This is a genomic window from Streptomyces sp. NPDC058664, from assembly GCF_042716635.1.
Lineage (GTDB): Bacteria > Actinomycetota > Actinomycetes > Streptomycetales > Streptomycetaceae > Streptomyces.
On record NZ_JBHXRW010000001.1, the window covers coordinates 354,099 to 372,607 of the forward strand.

Annotated in this window: 10 protein-coding genes; 8 read left to right on the forward strand and 2 right to left on the reverse strand. The window is 70.5% G+C overall.

Annotated elements, in window-relative coordinates:
• Nucleotides 1-35: 35 nt before the first annotated feature.
• Genes mreC through ACFWUY_RS01575 form a run of 6 tightly spaced genes read left to right on the forward strand, consistent with a single transcriptional unit; the run spans nucleotide 36 to nucleotide 8,654 of the window.
• A complete protein-coding gene (gene mreC / locus ACFWUY_RS01550) occupies nucleotides 36-1,064 on the forward strand; it encodes a rod shape-determining protein MreC (RefSeq protein WP_384100744.1) in 1,029 nt (342 codons plus the stop codon).
• Nucleotides 1,061-1,729: a rod shape-determining protein MreD gene (mreD, locus tag ACFWUY_RS01555; protein ID WP_384100746.1), complete on the forward strand. Its 669-nt coding sequence runs from the start codon at nucleotides 1,061-1,063 to the stop codon at nucleotides 1,727-1,729. Before mreC ends, mreD begins: the two co-directional genes overlap by 4 nt.
• 19 nt (nucleotides 1,730-1,748) lie before the next feature.
• Nucleotides 1,749-3,935: a penicillin-binding protein 2 gene (gene mrdA, locus ACFWUY_RS01560; protein ID WP_384100748.1), complete on the forward strand. Its 2,187-nt coding sequence runs from the start codon at nucleotides 1,749-1,751 to the stop codon at nucleotides 3,933-3,935.
• A gap of 4 nt (nucleotides 3,936-3,939) precedes the next feature.
• On the forward strand, nucleotides 3,940-5,139 hold the full coding sequence (rodA, locus tag ACFWUY_RS01565; RefSeq protein ID WP_384100750.1) for a rod shape-determining protein RodA: 1,200 nt from the start codon (nucleotides 3,940-3,942) through the stop codon (nucleotides 5,137-5,139).
• 19 nt (nucleotides 5,140-5,158) lie between these two features.
• Entirely contained in the window at nucleotides 5,159-6,673 is a 1,515-nt protein-coding gene (locus ACFWUY_RS01570) for a CHAD domain-containing protein (protein ID WP_384100752.1), read from the forward strand.
• 52 nt (nucleotides 6,674-6,725) lie between these two features.
• Nucleotides 6,726-8,654, forward strand: a complete 1,929-nt coding sequence (locus tag ACFWUY_RS01575) for a TIGR03960 family B12-binding radical SAM protein (protein WP_384100754.1) — start codon at nucleotides 6,726-6,728, stop codon at nucleotides 8,652-8,654.
• 72 nt (nucleotides 8,655-8,726) lie between these two features.
• Here the strand turns inward: ACFWUY_RS01575 and ACFWUY_RS01580 are convergent, their stop codons facing one another.
• The gene (locus ACFWUY_RS01580; RefSeq protein ID WP_384100756.1) at nucleotides 8,727-11,036 is read right to left on the reverse strand and encodes a CDP-glycerol glycerophosphotransferase family protein; all 2,310 of its coding nucleotides are present in this window, start codon (nucleotides 11,034-11,036) and stop codon (nucleotides 8,727-8,729) included.
• 365 nt (nucleotides 11,037-11,401) lie between these two features.
• Between ACFWUY_RS01580 and ACFWUY_RS01585 the strand changes: the two genes are divergently transcribed.
• Nucleotides 11,402-14,998 (forward strand): CDP-glycerol glycerophosphotransferase family protein, encoded by a 3,597-nt coding sequence (locus ACFWUY_RS01585; RefSeq protein ID WP_384100758.1) that lies wholly within the window; start codon nucleotides 11,402-11,404, stop codon nucleotides 14,996-14,998.
• Nucleotides 14,999-15,086: 88 nt separating this feature from the next.
• Here the strand turns inward: ACFWUY_RS01585 and ACFWUY_RS01590 are convergent, their stop codons facing one another.
• Nucleotides 15,087-17,096, reverse strand: a complete 2,010-nt coding sequence (locus tag ACFWUY_RS01590) for a glycosyltransferase (RefSeq protein WP_384100760.1) — start codon at nucleotides 17,094-17,096, stop codon at nucleotides 15,087-15,089.
• A gap of 156 nt (nucleotides 17,097-17,252) precedes the next feature.
• Between ACFWUY_RS01590 and ACFWUY_RS01595 the strand changes: the two genes are divergently transcribed.
• Complete coding sequence (locus ACFWUY_RS01595; RefSeq protein WP_384100762.1) at nucleotides 17,253-18,389, forward strand: hypothetical protein; 1,137 nt, start codon at nucleotides 17,253-17,255, stop codon at nucleotides 18,387-18,389.
• The last annotated feature ends 120 nt before the right edge of the window (nucleotides 18,390-18,509 follow it).

Here is an 18,509-nt window from a genome sequence, read left to right on the forward strand (position 1 = left end):
CAACCGAACCACGAGGAAAGGCACGGCCGCCGCACGTGAGGGACACACGAGAGAGCCGGCTGCTCCTGGTGCTGCTGATCGCCATCGCGTTCGCACTGATCACGGTGGACATCCGCGGCGGTCAGGAGTCACCCGTCGACGGTGCCCGGCAGGCCGCGGCCGCGGTCTTCGGACCGGTCGAGAACGGTGTGGCGGCCGCCGTCGACCCCGTAGGCAACGCCATAGGCGCGGTACGGGACTCCGGCGAGCGGCACACCCGGATCGCCGCCCTGGAGAAGGAGAACGCCGAACTCAAGGCCGAGCTCGGCAGCGACGACCGCAACCGCAACCGGCTGCGCGAGCTCGACTCCATCCTGAAGACCGCCGGCGCGGGACAGTACGGCATCAAGGGCGCCCAGGTCATCGCCATAGGAGCGGCCCAGGGCTTCTCCTGGACCGTCACCGTCGACATCGGCGCCCGCGACGGCGTCCAGCGGGACATGACCGTGCTCAACGGCTCGGGTCTTGTCGGCCGCGTGACCACCGTCGGCCCTTCGACCTCCACGGTCCTCCTCGCCAACGACCCCGACTTCACGGTCGGCACGCGCATGGAGAAGTCGAACGAACTCGGCTTCGCCACCGGCCAGGGCGACCGGCCCCTGCTCGTCCAGCTCCTCAACGGCAAGGCCAAGGTGAAGCCGGGCGACCGGCTCGTCACCTTCGGCTCCGCCGGCAACAGGCCCTTCGTGCCCGGTGTCCCGGTCGGCGAGATCGTCCGCGTCGACCCGGCGGGCGGCGGCCTGACCCGTAACGTCTACGTCCGCCCGTACGTCGGCTTCACCAAGCTCGACATCGTCGGCGTCGTCGTCCAGGCACCCCGCTCCGACCCGCGCGACATGGTCCTGCCGGAGAAGCCCAAGCCCGCGCCGACCGTCACGGTCACGGTCACGCCACCGCCACCGGACGGCCAGGCGAACCAGCAGGACCAGGGGCAGAACCAAGCACAGAACCAGGGTCAGGACCAAAACCTGAACCAGGGTCAGAACCAGCAGGCACCGCAGGAGCAGGGGGACGCGACACCGTGAAGTTCAACCGCATCCTCCTCTCCGCGACGCTGATCGTGGTCGCCCTCGTCGTCCAGGTCTCCGTCCTCGGCCGCCTCCAGCTCCCCGGCGCCGTCCCCGACCTGGTCCTCCTCACCGTCGTCGGCCTCGCCCTCGTCTACGGACCCGTCAGCGGCTCCCTCATCGGCTTCAGCGCCGGCCTCCTCGCCGACCTCGCCCCGCCCGCCGACCACGCCGCCGGGCGCTACGCCCTCGTGCTCTGCGTCATCGGCTACCTCGTCGGCCTGGCTCGCCCGGAGAACGGCCGGCTGACCTCCGCGACCGGCCCCATGGCCGTCGTCGTCGTGGCGGCCGTCGGCTCCACCCTCCTGTACGCGGGGGTCGGCGCCCTCGTCGGCGACACCGCGGCCCGCCATGTGGGCCTGGGCTTCCTGCTGTTCACGGCGGCCCTGTACGACCTGCTCCTCGCGCCCTTCACGGTGCCGCTCATCATGGCGCTGGCCCGCCGCGCGGAGAACGACCCGATCGCCGACGCCGGCGGGGGCGGCGGCACCGACGTCGCCTCCGGCTGGCTCTCCTCCGGCACCGGCCTGAGGATCGGCACCCAGCGCGGCGGCCTGCGCGTGAAGGCCGCCCGGAGCCGCGCCTCACGGGCCGGACGCATCAAGGGAGTCAAGCGACTGTGACCGAGGGGGCACCGGCGGTATGAGCAACATCCCCGAGACCGGACGGACCCCGCGGGTCCAGATCCGGCTCGTCGTCATCCAGATCCTCGTCTTCTCGCTGCTGCTGACCCTGGGGGGCCGGCTCTGGTACCTCCAGATCCGCAACGGCAAGGAGTACGCCGACGAGGCCAAGAGCAACAACATCCAGCAGGTCGTGCAGCCCGCCGTGCGCGGCTCCGTCCTGGACGCCCGCGGCGTCCCGCTCGCCGACAACGAGACCCGGCTCGTGGTCTCCGCGTCCCGCACCGAGCTGATGAAGATGAAGGACCGCGGCAAGGCCGTCCTGACCCGGCTCGCCGGCGTCCTCGAGATGAAGCCCGACGAGGTCATCAACAAGATCCGGCTCTGCGACTCCGAGACGCCGAAGCCCTGCTGGAACGGTTCGCCCTACCAGCCGATCCCCGTCACCGACGAGGCCACCACCCAGCAGGCGCTGACCATCCGCGAGGCCTCCGAGGACTTCCCCGGCATCACCGCCGAACCCACCGCCGTCCGCCGCTACCCCGCGCCCGGCAAGGCCCGCACCTCGCAGGTGCTCGGCTACCTCTCGCCCGTCACCGACGGGGAGATCGAGAAGGCCAAGGACACCGACTCGCCGTTCCTCCGCTCCGACCAGGTCGGCCGCTCCGGCATCGAGCGCACGTACGACAAGGAACTGCGCGGCAAGGCCGGTGTGACCCGCTACGAGGTGGACAACCTCGGCCGGGTCATGGGCCAGACGAAGTCCGACCCGGGCGTGGCCGGCTCCACCCTCGTCACCAGCATCGACGCCCGGGTCCAGGCGGTCGCCGAGTACGAGCTCCACGAGGCGATGAAGGCCGTCCGCAAGGAGACCGACAAGATCACCGGCCGCAAGTACGAGGCCGACTCGGGCGCCGTCGTCGTCATGGAGACCAAGACCGGCCGCGTCGTCGCGATGGCCTCCCAGCCCGACTACGACCCCAACGCCTGGGTCGGCGGCATCTCCGCCAAGGACTACGCCGCGATGACCAGCAAGGGATCCAACTACCCGCTGCTCAACCGGGCGATCCAGGGCCAGGCCCCCGCCGGCTCCATCTTCAAGGTGGTGTCGGCCAGTGCCGCCGTGCGGGCCGGCCACGACTTCAACGACAAGTACAACTGCAGCAGCTCCTACAGCCTCGGCAGCCGCAGCTTCGCCAACTTCGAGTCCAAGGGGCACGGCCCCATCACGCTCGGCGAGGCCCTCAAGTTCTCCTGCAACACCGTCTTCTACGCCCTCGGCCACCAGGAGTGGCAGCGCGACGGCGGCCTCAAGGCCAAGCCGGGCGCCCACGACTGGTTCTACAAGACCGCCCGCGACTTCGGCCTCGGCTCCGAGACCGGCATCGACCTCCCCAACGAGGTCAAGGGCCGCATCCCGGACCGCCAGTGGAAGCAGAACTTCTGGGAGGCCAACAAGGACGCCTGGTGCAAGCAGGGCAAGAAGGGCGGCAGCTACGTCGAGCAGATCGCGTACGAGAGCTGCCTCGAAGGCAACCAGCTGAAGGCGTACGACAGCATCAACTTCGCCATCGGCCAGGGTGACGTCCTCGTCACCCCCATCCAGATGGCCACCGCCTACTCCGCCATCTCCAACGGCGGCACCCTCTACAACCCCACCGTCGGCAAGGCCGTGATCAGCCCCGACGGCAAGACGGTCCGGGAGATCAAGCCCACGGCCCACGGCAGGCTGCCGGTCGGCGCCCAGACCGTCCGCGACCTCGACAAGGGCCTGCGCTCCGTCGTCGAACCCGGCGGCACCGCCGCCTGGCGGTTCGGCGGCTGGCCCCAGGACAAGATCCCCATGCGGGCCAAGACCGGCACCGCCCAGGTCTACGGCAAGCAGACCACCTCGTGGCTGGCGACGTACACCGACGACTTCACGATCGTCATGACGATCTCCCAGGGCGGCACCGGCTCCGGAGCCTCCGGCCCCGCCGTGCGCAACATCTACGACGCCCTCTACGGCCTCGACGACGCGGGCAACCAGGACCTCAAGCGCGCCCTGCTGCCGAAGCCGCAGAAGGGCCTGCCGAAGATCAACGCCGACGGCACCATCGACGCCCCGGCGATCAAGCCGTACGACCCGAAGGCGCAGCTGGTCGACCCCGCCGAGAACGGCGGAGTACCGCCGGTCGCGGGCCCGCCTCCCCACCTGAGGGACTGACACGATGACGACCCGCACCAGCTTCTCCGTGTCCCGCTACGCACCCGACCGCGGGCCGGTCGCACGTCTGACCGCCCGCGACTCGGTGCTGCGCCGGCTCGACTGGCCGATGCTCCTCTCGGCGCTCACGCTCTCCCTCCTGGGCGCCCTGCTCGTCTGGTCCGCCACCCGCGGCCGCACCGAGCTCAACCAGGGCGACCCGTACTACTTCCTCTTCCGTCACCTGCTCAACACCGGCATCGGTCTCGTCCTGATGATCGGCACGATCTGGCTCGGTCACCGCACCCTGCGGGGTGCCGTGCCCGTCCTCTACGGCCTCTCGGTCGTGCTGATCCTCGCCGTCCTCACCCCGCTCGGCGCCACCATCAACGGCGCCCACGCGTGGATCGTGATCGGCGGCGGCTTCTCCCTCCAGCCCAGCGAGTTCGTGAAGATCACGATCATCCTGATCATGGCGATGCTGCTGGCCTCCAAGGTCGACGCGGGCGACCAGCTCCACCCCGACCACGGCACCGTCGCCAAGGCCCTCGTGCTCGCCGCCCTGCCCATGGGCATCGTCATGCTGATGCCCGACCTCGGCTCGGTCATGGTCATGGCCGTCATCGTGCTCGGCGTCCTGCTGGCCTCCGGCGCCTCCAACCGCTGGGTCCTCGGTCTGATCGGCGCCGGCGTCGGCGGCGCCGTCCTCGTCGCCGCGCTCGGCATGCTCGACGAGTACCAGATCAACCGCTTCGCCGCCTTCGCCAACCCCGAGCTCGACCCCTCGGGCGTCGGCTACAACACCAACCAGGCGCGCATCGCGATCGGCTCCGGCGGCCTGTACGGCGCGGGCCTCTTCAAGGGGCACCAGACCAGCGGCCAGTTCGTGCCCGAGCAGCAGACCGACTTCATCTTCACCGTCGCGGGGGAGGAGCTCGGCTTCGTCGGCGCCGGACTCATCCTCGTCCTCCTCGGCGTCGTCCTCTGGCGCGCCTGCCGCATCGCCCGCGAGACCACCGAGCTCTACGGCACGATCGTCGCGGCCGGCATCATCGCCTGGTTCGCCTTCCAGTCCTTCGAGAACATCGGCATGACCCTCGGCATCATGCCGGTCGCGGGTCTGCCCCTGCCGTTCGTCTCCTACGGAGGCTCGTCGATGTTCGCCGTCTGGGTGGCCATCGGACTGCTCCAGTCGATCAGGGTGCAGCGCCCCATGACGGCGTGACGGCGGTTAGATTCGAGGTATGGCCGAGACGAAACGCGAGATCGAGCGAAAGTACGAAGCCACCGGAGAGACCCCGGTACCGGACCTGACACGGGTCTCCGGGGTCTCGGCGGTCGTGGACCGGGGCGTCATGGAACTCGACGCCGTCTACTACGACACCCCCGACCTGCGCCTCGCCGCCGACTCGCTCACCCTCCGCCGCCGCACCGGAGGCGACGACGCCGGCTGGCACGTCAAGTTCCCCGTCGCCGCCGGCGTCCGCGACGAGATCAGCGCCCCACTGGCCGACACCCTGCCGGGTGAGCTGGCGGGGCTGCTGCGTTCCCGGGTCCGGCACGACGAGGTGGTCCCCGTCGTCCGGCTCCGATCCGCACGGGACGTCCGCCACCTCCTCACCGACGACGGCGCCCTCCTCGCCGAACTGTCCGTCGACACCGTCCACGCCGAACGGCTGCCGGGCGGCACCGAGGCCACCTGGACCGAGATCGAGGTGGAACTCGCCGACGGCACCGACCCGGCCGTCCTCGACGCCGTCGAGAAGCGCCTGCGGAAAGCCGGCATCCGCCCCGCCACGTCCGCGTCCAAACTGGCCAGGGCCCTCGCGGAGACCGGCGCGGCCCCCCGGGAGGCGGCCGCCCCCGGGAAACCGGGCACCGCCGGAGCCGCCGTCCTCGCCTACGTACGCGAACAGATCGAGGCGCTCGTCACCTACGACCCGGCCGTACGGCGCGACCTGCCCGACGCCGTGCACCAGATGCGGGTCGCCTGCCGCCGGATGCGCAGCGCCTTCAAGACGTACCGGCGCGTCCTCGACCGGGACGTCACCGACCCCCTCGGCGAGGAACTGAAATGGCTCGCCGGAGAGCTCGGCGTCGCCCGTGACCAGGAGGTCCTCGACGAACGGCTGCGCGCCCGCGTCGACGAACTGCCCGACACCCTCGTCCTCGGCCCGGTCAAGGCCCGGCTGCGCCGCCGGGACGCCGCCCGCGGCCGGCACGCCAGGCGGCAGGCGCTCGCCGCCCTCGACTCCGCCCGCTACCTCTCCCTCCTCGACCGCCTCGACGCGCTCCTCGCCGCTCCGCCGCTGCGCAAGGCCGCCCGACGCGACGCCCCGAAGGTCCTCGCCCGTGCCGTCCGCAAGGACCACGCCCGGCTCGCCGGCAGGGTCGAGCGCGCCCTCGCCCTCGACCCCGGCCACGAGCGCGACCTCGCCCTCCACGAGGCCCGCAAGGCCGCCAAGCGCGCCCGGTACGCGGCCGACGCGGCCCGCCCCACCCTCGGAAAGCCCGCCAAGCGGCTGTCGAAACGGGTGAAGGCCGTCCAGTCCCTGCTCGGCGAACACCAGGACGCCGTCGTCGCCCGCACGGCCCTGCGCGAGCTCGGGCTGCAGGCCCACGGGGTCGGCGAATCGTCCTTCACCTGGGGACTTCTCTACGGACGCGAGGAGGCCGCCGCCGCGGCGACCGAGCGGGAGCTGCCCGAGGTCTGGGCCCGCGCCGCGGACCCCGGAGCGGGGGCGGCTCCGACCCGCTGAGCACCGGGGTACGCTTGAGAGTCGCCCCCCTGCCAGCTCACGAAGGTTCGAGATGTCTGCTGCCGAGTCTGTCTTCCCGCAGCTCGAAGCTCTGCTCCCGCACGTGCAGAAGCCGATTCAGTACGTCGGTGGAGAGCTGAACTCCACGGTCAAGCCGTGGGAGTCCGCCGACGTCCGCTGGGCGCTGATGTACCCGGACGCGTACGAGGTCGGCCTGCCCAACCAGGGCGTCATGATCCTGTACGAGGTGCTGAACGAGCGCGAGGGCGTCCTCGCCGAGCGCACCTACAGCGTGTGGCCGGACCTCGAAGAGCTGATGCGGGAGCACAAGGTCCCGCAGTTCACGGTCGACAGCCACCGGCCCGTCGGCGCCTTCGACGTCTTCGGCCTGAGCTTCTCCACCGAGCTCGGCTACACGAACATGCTCACCGCCCTCGACCTGGCCGGCATCCCGCTGGAGTCGAAGGACCGGACCGTCGACCACCCGATCGTGCTCGCGGGCGGCCACGCGGCCTTCAACCCCGAGCCGATCGCGGACTTCATCGACGCGGCGATCATCGGCGACGGCGAGCAGGCCGTCCTCGACATGACCGAGATCATCCGCGCCTGGAAGGCCGAGGGCAGGCCGGGCGGCCGCGAGGAGGTCCTCTTCCGCCTCGCGAAGACCGGCGGGGTCTACATCCCGCGCTTCTACGACGTCGAGTACCTGCCGGACGGCCGCATCGGCCGTGTCGTCCCGAACAGGTCGGGCGTCCCCTGGCGCGTGTCCAAGCACACCGTCATGGACCTCGACGAGTGGCCGTACCCCAAGCAGCCCCTCGTGCCGCTCGCGGAGACCGTCCACGAGCGCATGTCCGTCGAGATCTTCCGCGGCTGCACCCGCGGCTGCCGCTTCTGCCAGGCCGGCATGATCACGCGCCCCGTGCGGGAGCGAAGCATCACCGGCATCGGCGAGATGGTCGAGAAGGGTCTCAAGGCGACGGGCTTCGAGGAGGTCGGCCTCCTCTCGCTCTCCTCGGCGGACCACTCCGAGATCGGTGAGATCGCGAAGGGTCTGGCGGACCGCTACACGGAGGACAAGGTGGGCCTGTCCCTCCCGTCCACCCGTGTCGACGCCTTCAACGTGGACCTGGCCAACGAGCTGACCAGGAACGGGCGCCGCTCCGGCCTCACCTTCGCCCCCGAGGGCGGCTCCGAGCGCATGCGCAAGGTCATCAACAAGATGGTCTCGGAGGAGGACCTCATCCGGACCGTCTCCACCGCGTACGGCAACGGCTGGCGCCAGGTGAAGCTGTACTTCATGTGCGGCCTGCCGACGGAGACCGACGAGGACGTCCTCCAGATCGCCGACATGGCGATGAACGTGATCGCCGAGGGCCGCAAGGTCTCCGGCCAGAACGACATCCGCTGCACCGTCTCCATCGGCGGTTTCGTCCCCAAGCCGCACACCCCCTTCCAGTGGGCCCCGCAGCTCTCCGCCGAGGAGACCGACGAGCGCTTGCGCAAGCTCCGCGACAAGATCCGGGGCGACAAGAAGTACGGCCGCTCGATCGGCTTCCGCTACCACGACGGCAAGCCCGGCATCGTCGAGGGCCTCCTCTCCCGCGGCGACCGCCGCATCGGCGCGGTCATCCGCGCGGTGTACGAGGACGGCGGCCGGTTCGACGGCTGGCGCGAGCACTTCTCGTACGACCGCTGGATGGCCTGCGCCGAGAAGACGCTGCCGTCCGTGGGCGTCGACGTCGCCTGGTACACGACCCGCGAGCGCACCTACGAGGAGGTCCTGCCCTGGGACCACCTGGACTCCGGTCTCGACAAGGACTGGCTCTGGGAGGACTGGCAGGACTCGCTCGACGAGACCGAGGTCGAGGACTGCCGCTGGACGCCGTGCTTCGACTGCGGTGTCTGCCCCGCGATGCAGACCGAGATCCAGGTCGGCCCCACCGGCAAGAAGCTGCTGCCGCTGACGGTCGTGAAGTAGCACACCGCCACGACGGACACGGAAAAGGCGCCCGGAGGATTCCTCCTCCGGGCGCCTTCTCGTTCACAAAACCTAGCGGTCGGCCTCGGCGAGCTCGTCGTGGTCCGCCAGGCGGGGGGCGAAGGGGGCGACGCTCTCGGCCACGCGGGGCGAGGGGGCCGGGGTGCGTTCGGCCACGGGGACCACCGGCGGGCGGAGCTTCTCCTCGCCGAGGAAGACGCGGCGGACGACCCGCTCGGCCGCGGAGCCGTCGTCCCACGCGCAGAACCGCTCCCGGAAGGCCTGGCGCAGCGCGGTGGCCCGCTCGCCCTCCCAGGCGCCGCCGCAGAACGCCTCGATCAGCTCGTCCTCGGTGGTCGTGATCACACCGGGGGTCTCGCCGGGCTCGCCGGAAAGAAGGTCGAAGGTCACACCGCGGCAGGTCCGGTACGCCTCCCAGTCGTCGGCGTACGTCACGATCGGCCGGTCGAGGTTGGCGTAGTCGAACATGATCGACGAGTAGTCGGTGATCAGCGCGTCCGCCGCCAGGCAGAGCTCCTCCACCGACGGGTGCCGCGACACGTCGACGAGAGCGCCCCGCTCGGCGAGGGCGTTCAGCTCCGGGTCGCCGCCGTAGAAGTAGTGGGCGCGGACCAGGAGGACGAAGTCCGGGCCGAGTTCGCGGGCGAAGCGGGCGAGGTCGAGCCGGGAGACGAAGGCGTCCTTCTGGTGGTCGCGCACGGTGGGGGCGTACAGGAGCGCCTTCTTGCCGTGCCCGATGCCCAGGTCGCCGCGGATCCGGCGGACGTCCGCCGCGGTGGCGCGGTAGTAGACGTCGTTGCGGGGGTAGCCGGTGTTGAGCGACCGGAAGGCGGCCGGGTAGACCCGCTCCCAGTGCTCGGTGGAGTGCTGGTTCGACGAGACGCTGTAGTCCCAGCGGTCGACGCGTTCGAGGAGCTTGTCGAAGTCCATGCTGCGGGCCACGGCCGGGTAGTTCTGCTGGTCGAGTCCCATCCGCTTGAGCGGGGTGCCGTGGTGGGTCTGCAGGTGGACCTGGCCGGGGCGCTTGACCACGGCGTCCGGGAAGTTGACGTTGTTGACCAGGTACTTGGCCCGGGCCATGGCCTTCCAGTAGCCGAAGGTGGCCGGGGCGATCCGGGTCAGGCCGGCCGGGGTGGAGCCGGCGTACGCCTGGTTCACCACCCACACCCCGCGGACGCCGGGCGCGAGCTTCTTGGCGGCCTCGTGCACGGCGAGCGGGTTGCAGCCGGGGGTGCGGCCCCAGTACGCCGAGTAGACGGCGAGGCTCTCGTCGAGCGGGAGCCGGCGCTGCACGGCGTAGTAGGTGCGCAGGGCCTTGCGGCCGCCCCAGCGCTTGGTGCGGCCGAGGGTGCGGACGGTCGTCTCACGGGTGCCGTTGACCGTCTTGAGGGCCTCGAAGGCGGCGTACGAGCCGGTCCTCAGCACCTTGAACTTCAGGCCGACCATGCCGGGCGGCGGGGTGTAGCCCGCGGGCTCGTTGCGGCGGTAGACCTTGCCGGCCTGCTTCAGGTAGGCGCGCCGGTGGCTGCGGGGTATTCGGAAGCCCCGGGCGAAGGTGTACAGGAAGTGGGAGACCATCCGCTCGAAGACGACCTCGCGGTACTCGTCGAGGCCGGGGCGGCCTTCGAGGTGGTCGAAGACCCGCTGGTACTGGTCGAAGATCACGAAGTGCTTGCGCGGGGAGCTGCTGCGCATGGAGCTGCCCTGGCGGCGCTGCCGGTACTCGACGACCACGTACTCCAGGCCCGCGACGCGCTGGGCGTCGGCCATGGACGTGTAGACCATGAGCGCGTCCTCGTACAGGCCGTCGGTGAAGGCGTACCCCTCGCCGGTGAAGAAGTCGCGGCGGTAGACGCGGTTCCAGACCACGGCGAAGATCCGCAGGAGTTCGAGGTGGTCGACGGGGCGGACCACCCGGCCGCGGATGCCGGCCAGGTACGGGCCGGTCTTGCTGGCCTCGACGCTGCCGTCGACGTGGGTGCGGACGTGGTCGAAGAGCAGGATCTCGGGGTCCTCGGCCTCGGCGAGCCGGTCCGCCATGGCCTGCAGGGAGCCGGGGCGGATCGAGTCGTCGCCGTCGACGAAGAGCAGGTAGTCGCCGCGGGCGTGCTCGACGCCGGTGTTGCGGGCGGCTCCGATGCCGCCGTTCTCGGCGCGGTGGACGGCGCGGACCCGGGGGTCGCGGGCGGCGAACTCGTCGATGATGGCGCCGCTGCTGTCGACGGAGCAGTCGTCGACCGCGATGACCTCGAAGTCCTGGTAACCCTGTGAGGTCACCGACTCGAGGCACTCGCGGATGTAGCCCTCGACCCCGTAGACAGGGATGATCACGCTGAATCGGGGGTTAGCTGCAGCCGGCATGCCGTGTGTCTCCTCAGTCGAACCGCTCGAACGCAGTATGACAGGAGCACAAACGGCGGCAGAACGCCCGAGGGGGCGGATCGTCTATCCTGGAGAGCTGCGGTGGCCGACGGCCACCGCAGAGTCATGGAGGCCGAGGTCCTGTGCTCCCACGCCGGGGCGGATGAGTCGGCGGCTAAGCTGCGGACCGGGTACCGGGAGAAGTACTGCAGTTCGACGGCGGGCGTGCGGCCGTCAGGCGGGTCTTCCTCGGAGGGCGTCGTACGCCCACCGTCGGTCCGCTGGAAAACCGAAAGCACGCCCCGTCACCCCTCAGGCGCTCGGCTTGTCGAGCGGGTCTGAAACGGAAAGGAACGCAGAACTTCATGGCACCCCGGCTCAGCGTCATCGTCCCCATCTACAACGTGGCGCAGTACCTGCCCGCCTGCCTCAATTCATTGGCCGTGCAGACCTTCCAGGACCTGGAAGTGCTCATGATCGATGACGGCTCCACCGACGAGTCCAACGAGATAGCGGCGGGGTTCGCTGCCAAGGACTCCCGCTTCCGGCTGATCCGCAAGGAGAACGCCGGCCTGGGTGCCGCCCGCAACACGGGTCTCGACAGCCTGGCCGCGGGGAGCGAGTTCCTGACCTTCGTCGACAGCGACGACATGATCCCGCCGGACGCCTACCGGCTGATGATCGAGACCCTGGACGAGACCGGCTCCTCCTTCGCCACCGGCAACGTGGAGCACATCAACTCGACCAAGGTGTGGCAGTCCCCGATGCACCGGTTCCTCTCCCGGGGCGCGGTCAAGCGGACGCACGTCAGCAAGAAGCGGATGCTCCTGACGGACCGGATCGCCTGCAACAAGGTGTTCCGCCGTGACTTCTGGGAGGCGAACGAGTTCCGCTTCCCCGAGGGCGTGCTGTACGAGGACACCCCGGTCATCGTGCCGGCCCAGTACCTCGCCGAGTCCGTCGACATCATCAGCCAGACCACGTACTACTGGCGTCTGCGCGAGGGCGAGGCGAGCCCCTCCATCACGCAGCGCAGGAACGAGCCCAAGGCCGCCCGCGACCGCGCGTCCGCCGTGGAGTCCGTCAGCAGGTTCCTCGCCTCCCGCAAGGAGCCCCTCGCCGACGAGCTGAAGCGCGAGTACGACAGGACCGTGCTCACCGGCGACCTGCGCATCTTCCTCAACGTGCTGCCCGACGGTGACGACGAGTACCGCGCCGAGTTCATGCGCGTGGCCAACAAGTACCTCGACCAGGTCGACCTCAAGACCGTCAAGCTGCTGCCCACGGCCCTGCGCGTCAAGTGGCTGCTCGTCCGCAAGCACGCGCTCAACGAGCTCCTCGAGTTCATCGAGGCCGAGCGGCTCGGCGAGCCCGTCGAGCTCGACGGCGCCATCCGCAAGTACGCGAAGTTCCCGTCGCTGGACGGGGACCTGCTGCCCAAGAAGGTCCTGCGCATGGACCAGGACCTCCAGCTGCGCTCGCCGCTGACGGAGCTGGCGTGGCAGGACGGCAAGCTGCGGCTGGCGGGCAACGCCTGGGTCGACCGCGTCGACCAGAGCGGCAAGCGCAGCGTCGTCAAGCTGCTGCAGCTGAAGAAGGACGGCACCCAGCGCCGTGTGCTGATCCCGCTGAGCAACATCTTCACCGCCGAGGCCACCACGGCCTCCGGGTACAAGGGGCGCGGCCACAGCTTCGACTGGGCAGGCTGGGAGACGGTCATCGACCCGGCCCGCTTCCGCAAGGGCGGCCAGTGGCAGGAGGGCCTCTGGCACGTGGGCATGCGCGTCCTGTCCAGCGGCCTGGTGCGCTCGCGTTCCGTGCACTCCTACGGTTCGGACCGGCTGGCCTACCCTCCGTACCAGTGGCTCGACGACGACTACCGGATGGTCCCGGAGCTCCGGCGCGCGGCGCTCAAGCTGCGTGTCGAGAAGGTGCAGTTCCTGGTCACCGGCTTCGAGTCGGTCGGCGAGGAGATCGTCATCGACGGCGTGTTCCGTGAGACGGCCCCCGCCGGCACCGAGTTCTCCCTGCGGGTCCTCAACCAGAGCAGTGGCGAGGTGCTCCTCTACCCGGCGGAGACCGTCGGGTCCGCCGGTGCGCGGACCTCGCTGCGGATCCGGATCCCGCTGCGTGACATAGCCCTGCTGCCGGAGCACCTGGACACCACCGAGACCGGCGGCGCCGACCCCGCGAAGCAGATGCGCCGCAACTGGAGCACGCAGCTGCAGCTCGACGAGCCGGACAAGGAGCAGCCGCGCCGGGTGCGGGTCGTCGTCAAGGACGGCGTGGCCGACCACCAGATCGGCCTGCCCGCCTCCTTCGGAGAGGGCGCCGAGCTGAACGAGGTGGCCGTCCTCTCCGGCACCAACGGCTATCTGAAGTTCTCCGGACGACCCCTCCGCGCCAAGATCACCGAGATCGACTGCGAGGACGGGACCTTCCGGATCCGGGGCACCGCCCCCGTCGGTCTGACCGACCACCACCTGGTCGTCAGCGCCAAGAACCGCTTCGACGAGCGGAGGGTCCCGCTGACCGTCCGCCCCGACGGCGGCTTCGAGGCCTCCTTCCGGCCCTCCACGATGTCGGGGACCAACGGGCGACTGCCGCTCAAGGCCGGCCGCTGGGTGTTCCGCCTGGAGGCCGAGGGCGACGGTCCTTCGATGCCGCTCGTCGTGGACCGGCTCGCCGTGCCCCAGTTCCCGCTGGAGGGCTCGCACAACGGCCGCGAGTACCAGCTGGAGGTCCACTGGCAGGACCACCCGCAGCTCAACTGCCTGTCCGACCTCACGCCGATGGAGCGGGGCGACAACCGCCAGTACCAGCTCCGCCAGGAGGTCTACGAGGCCGGCCGCGAGCTGCCGCTGCGCGACCAGGTGCTGTACGTCAGCTACAACGGCAAGCAGTTCTCCGACAGCCCCCGCGCGGTCCACGAGGAACTGCTGCGCCGCGGCTCGGACGTGGAGCACCTGTGGGCGGTCAGGGACGGTCAGGTCGAGCTCCCCGACACGGTCAAGGCGGTCCGGTTCCAGGGCACCGAGTGGTACGAGGCGCTGGCGCGCTCGCGCTACATCGTCACCAACGGACACCTCCCGCACTGGATCAAGCGCCGGGCGGGGCAGGTGATCGTGCAGGCCTGGCACGGCACGATGCTCAAGAAGATCGGCCTGGACATCGACGCGCCCAAGTTCGACCCGAACTACCACGAGCGCCTCGTCCAGGAGGCGGCGAACTGGAACATCCTCGTCTCGTCCAACCGTTTCAGCACCCCGATCCTGAAGCGGGCCATGGGGTACGACGGGCTGATCGCCGAGACGGGCTACCCGCGTAACGACTACCTCTACGCCGAGGACCGCGAGGAGCGGGCCAAGGCCGTGCGGGAGCGGCTCGGGCTGCCCGAGGGCAAGAAGGTCGTGCTGTACGCGCCGACCTGGCGGGACGACCTGTCCCACAGCCGCGGCCAGTTCAAGTTCGACCTCCGCGTCGACCTCGAGGACGCCCGCCGTCAGCTGGGGGACGACCACGTCTTCCTCATCCGGCGCCACTCCAACATCGTGGACAGCATCCCCGGCGCCGGGAACGGCTTCGTCTTCGACGCCTCCGACTACCCCGACATCGCGGACCTCTACGTGGCCGCCGACATCATGATCACGGACTACTCCTCGGTCATGTTCGACTACGCGCACCTGCGTCGTCCGATGCTGTTCTTCACGTACGACCTGGAGCACTACCGCGACAAGCTGCGCGGCTTCTACTTCGACTTCGAGAACGACGCCCCCGGGCCGCTCATCAGCACCTCCGAGGAGCTGATCAAGGCGATCCGCGAGGTCGACGAGGTCGCGGGCGAGTACCAGGAGAAGTACGACAAGTTCCACCACCTCTTCTGCGACCTCGACGACGGCCACGCGTCGGCGCGGCTGGCCGACCTGATGTTCAAGATGGCCGAGGACGGCGCGCCGCTCTAGCGGGCACACGACCGAGCCCCGGTCCGCAGGTCTCCCTGCGGGCCGGGGCTCCGTCGTGCGGGCCGTGACCCGTTCTACCGCGTGCCGGTCACTTCTTGTCGATGATCTTCAGCGAGAGCTGGCCGTTGCTGGAGAAGTACGGGCGCAGCTCGTGCTTGCCGCCGGTGACGGCGGACAGCCGGCTGCGCCAGCCGCTCTTCGCCTTGGCGGCCGGGGCGGCCGGGACCGGGGTGCCGGACTGCGTCACCACCGGGTACGGGTAGGTGAAGACGTCCATCGGGGTGAGCACGTCGGTGGCCAGCTTGCAGACGCGGATCCGGGCGGAGTTCTTGTCCGGCAGCAGCCAGAGGTCCCAGACGTCCTCGGCGCCGGTCTGGTGGAGGCGGGCCGCGGCGGCGTTGTCCAGGGTGGCCGTGAAGCGTCCGTCGGCGCCGGCCTTCACCGGGAAGGTGAAGTTCCGGTCGGCCTCCTTGCGGTGGACGGCCTCGATCACGCTGCCGGTGCCGGGCTCGACGCCCCAGGCCGCGGCGTCGATGACGATCGAGGTGGCACCGGCCTTCAGGGCCGCGACCTCGACGTGCTGGGCGCGCACCCGGCTCTGCACCCGCAGGGTGCCGTCCGTGTGGGTGTGCGGCAGCAGCATGGACAGGGCGGGACCCTCGGTGCGGGGCATCTTCAGCGACAGGATCTGGAGGGTGTCGCAGCCGGCCGACCGCAGCGGCATGTCGAAGCCGGCGGCGCGGATCGCCAGCTCCCAGTCGCCCTCGACGAGCTTGCCGAGCGTGGGGACCAGCGCCTCGCCGTCGACGAAGGGGAGGACGACCTCGTCGGCCTTCTTGCGGATGTCCTTGCAGACCAGCTCGGCGTCGCTGTCGGCGGGCAGCCCTTCGACCCGCACCCGGACGTCGCCCTGCGGGGTGACCACGGCGGCGGCCGTGCGCGGGATCGCCCGGCGGGCCCGCATGGTCTCCACGAGCTGCTCGAAGCGGGCGACGGTCTCGGCCTCCTGGAAGCGGACCACGTTGGCCACCGCGGCGGCCGCCATCTTCCGGCGCAGGTCCTCGTCGGAGATCAGCTTCTCGATGTGCTCGGCGAGCGCCTTCTTGTCGCCGAGCGGCACGACGTAGCCGTCCTCGCCCTGCGTGATGATGTTGCGCGGGCCGTGCGGGGCGTCGTAGCAGACCGCCGGCAGGCCGGCCGCCATCGCCTCGACGGTGACGTTGCCGAAGGCCTCCAGGTGGGAGGGGAGGACGAACACGGAGGCCTTGGCGAACTCCGGGGTGACCGGGGTGGCCGGGCCCATCAGGAAGATCTGGTTGTTGCTGTCCGTGTCGTTGATCTTCTTGCGCAGGTTGGCGCGCTCGGGGCCGGAGCCGTAGATCCGCAGGCTCCAGTCCGGGTGGCGCGGCGCCACGGTGGAGAAGGCCTCGATGAGGTCGCCGAAGCCCTTGTGGGTCTTGAGCAGGCCGGCGGTGACGACGACCTTGTTGTCGCCGGTGGACATCTGGCCCTCGTGGGCCGGGATGCAGTTGGGCATCGGGGAGAGCAGGTGGCTCACGGCGGGGACGACCCCGGCGATGGTCCGGCACTCGTCCGGCGTCGGCGCGGTGATCGCGTCCATCTTCGGGTACGCGTCCCTGAAGAGGGCGTCCCGGATGTGCGCGCCGTACCGCGCGGGCCGCGAGTGCTCCATGGCGACCTTCAGGAAGTCGCGGTCCGCGTAGGCCAGCATGATGGTGATCTTGGGGTTGTTGCTGACCACGACGTCGGCGTCGGTCGTGGCCAGGTACTCCATCAGCCGCCTCTCGGCCAGACGGCTGATCCACGGCTTCTTGTCCGTGGGCTCGTTCGGATAGATGTGCGGGAAGACCTCGATCATCGGGTCGTCGCCGTCGTACGTGTGGGAGTGCTTCCGCATGTCGGAGAGGGCGAGGGTCTTCACCCGGGGGTCGAGAGGGAAGAACGCCTGGTCGCGGTTGCGGCGGAGGGCGACCAGCTCGACCTCGTGGTGGTCCGCGAGCGCCTTGGCCAGGTTGTGGATGGCGCTGACCACACCGCCGATGTGACAGCGGTCGACCAGAAGGAAGGATATTTTCATACCAAGCCTCAACGTGTACGGGTAGGAGGAGCGGAAGCCGAGAGGGACGTACGGCACGGACGTCGGCACCCTAGGCTACGGGCCCGCCCCCCGAGGCGGAGCCCGGCAGTCCGGCCCGATCTAAACCGCGGGGGCACGTTTCGCGTCCTCATCCCCATGGACCTGGAGAAAACCGCCCCCCGCCCGGAACCCGAAGGCTGTCTGACGGCGGCCATCAGGATTCCGGTGCGGATCGTGGTGCTGGTCGTCGTCGTCCCCGTGCGCCTCGTGTGGGACGCCCTCGCGCTGTGCGGCGCCTTCCTGGGCCGGGTGCTGCTGCGTCCGCTCGGCCGGGCGGGCGCCCGGCTCCACGAGCACGTGCTCGTCCCCGTGGGGCGCGCCGTCGCCCGGACGGCCGAGGCCGTCGCCACGGCGACGTGGTGGCTGTGCAGAGCGGTCCTCTACTGGCCCTGGCTGGGCTTGTGGCGCTACGTCCTCGTGCCGCTCGCCGTCCACCTGATCGCCGCTCCGGCGGCCTGGCTGTACCGGGCCGTCCTGGCACCGCTCGGCCACGGCCTGGGCCGTGCGGCGGCCTGGGTGTACGCCCGGCTGCTCACGCCGCTCGGGCGCGGGACCGGCCGGGTGCTGTGGGCGGTCCTGGTGTGGCCGTGGACGGCCCTGTGGCGGTACGCGGCCGTGCCGCTCGCCTCGGCGGCGTACCGCTTCGTCCTCACCCCGCTCGGCCACGGCCTGGTGTTCCTCGGTCGCGGCCTCGCCCGGCTCGTCAAGGGCCTCGCCGTCGGCCTGGGGTGGCTCGGGAAGACCCTCGTCGTCATCCCCGCCGTGTTCCTGTACCGCCGGGTGCTCACCCCCCTCGGACGCGCCCTCGCGGTGATCGGCCGCGAGATCGCCGACGCCCTCGCGATCGCCTGGCGCATGGCCGGGTACGTCTCCCTCGCGGTCGGCCGCGCCCTGAAGTGGCTCGCGTGGCACCTGGTCGGCCGCCCCGTCGGCTGGTTCTACCGGAGCGTGTGCACCCCGGTCGGACACGTCGTGCGCGACGCCCTGTGGCGCCCCGCGCGAAAGGTCGCCGTGGAGACCGGCCGAGCGGTCCGTGGCGCCCTCGCCTCGGCACGCGAGACCGTACGCCGGGCACGCCGGGAGGCGTGGCACGCGCTGGTCGGCGGAGCACGGCGGCCCGATCCTGTGAACGCCTCACCGGGTCGGGCGCGTAACCTGGGAGGTACTGCACCACGACAGACCGTTCCCGGCATGGCGGCCGAGACCGAGATCTCCCTGCACGAGCGAGGGTGAGCCGGCCGGCCCCGAGGGAACCCCCTGGACGTCCGAGGGCGGCGCGACACCCGCGCCCGCCCCGCAACGAGGAGAAGAACCACTGGGCAAGCGACAGCCCGAAGGCCCGCCGCCCGCACC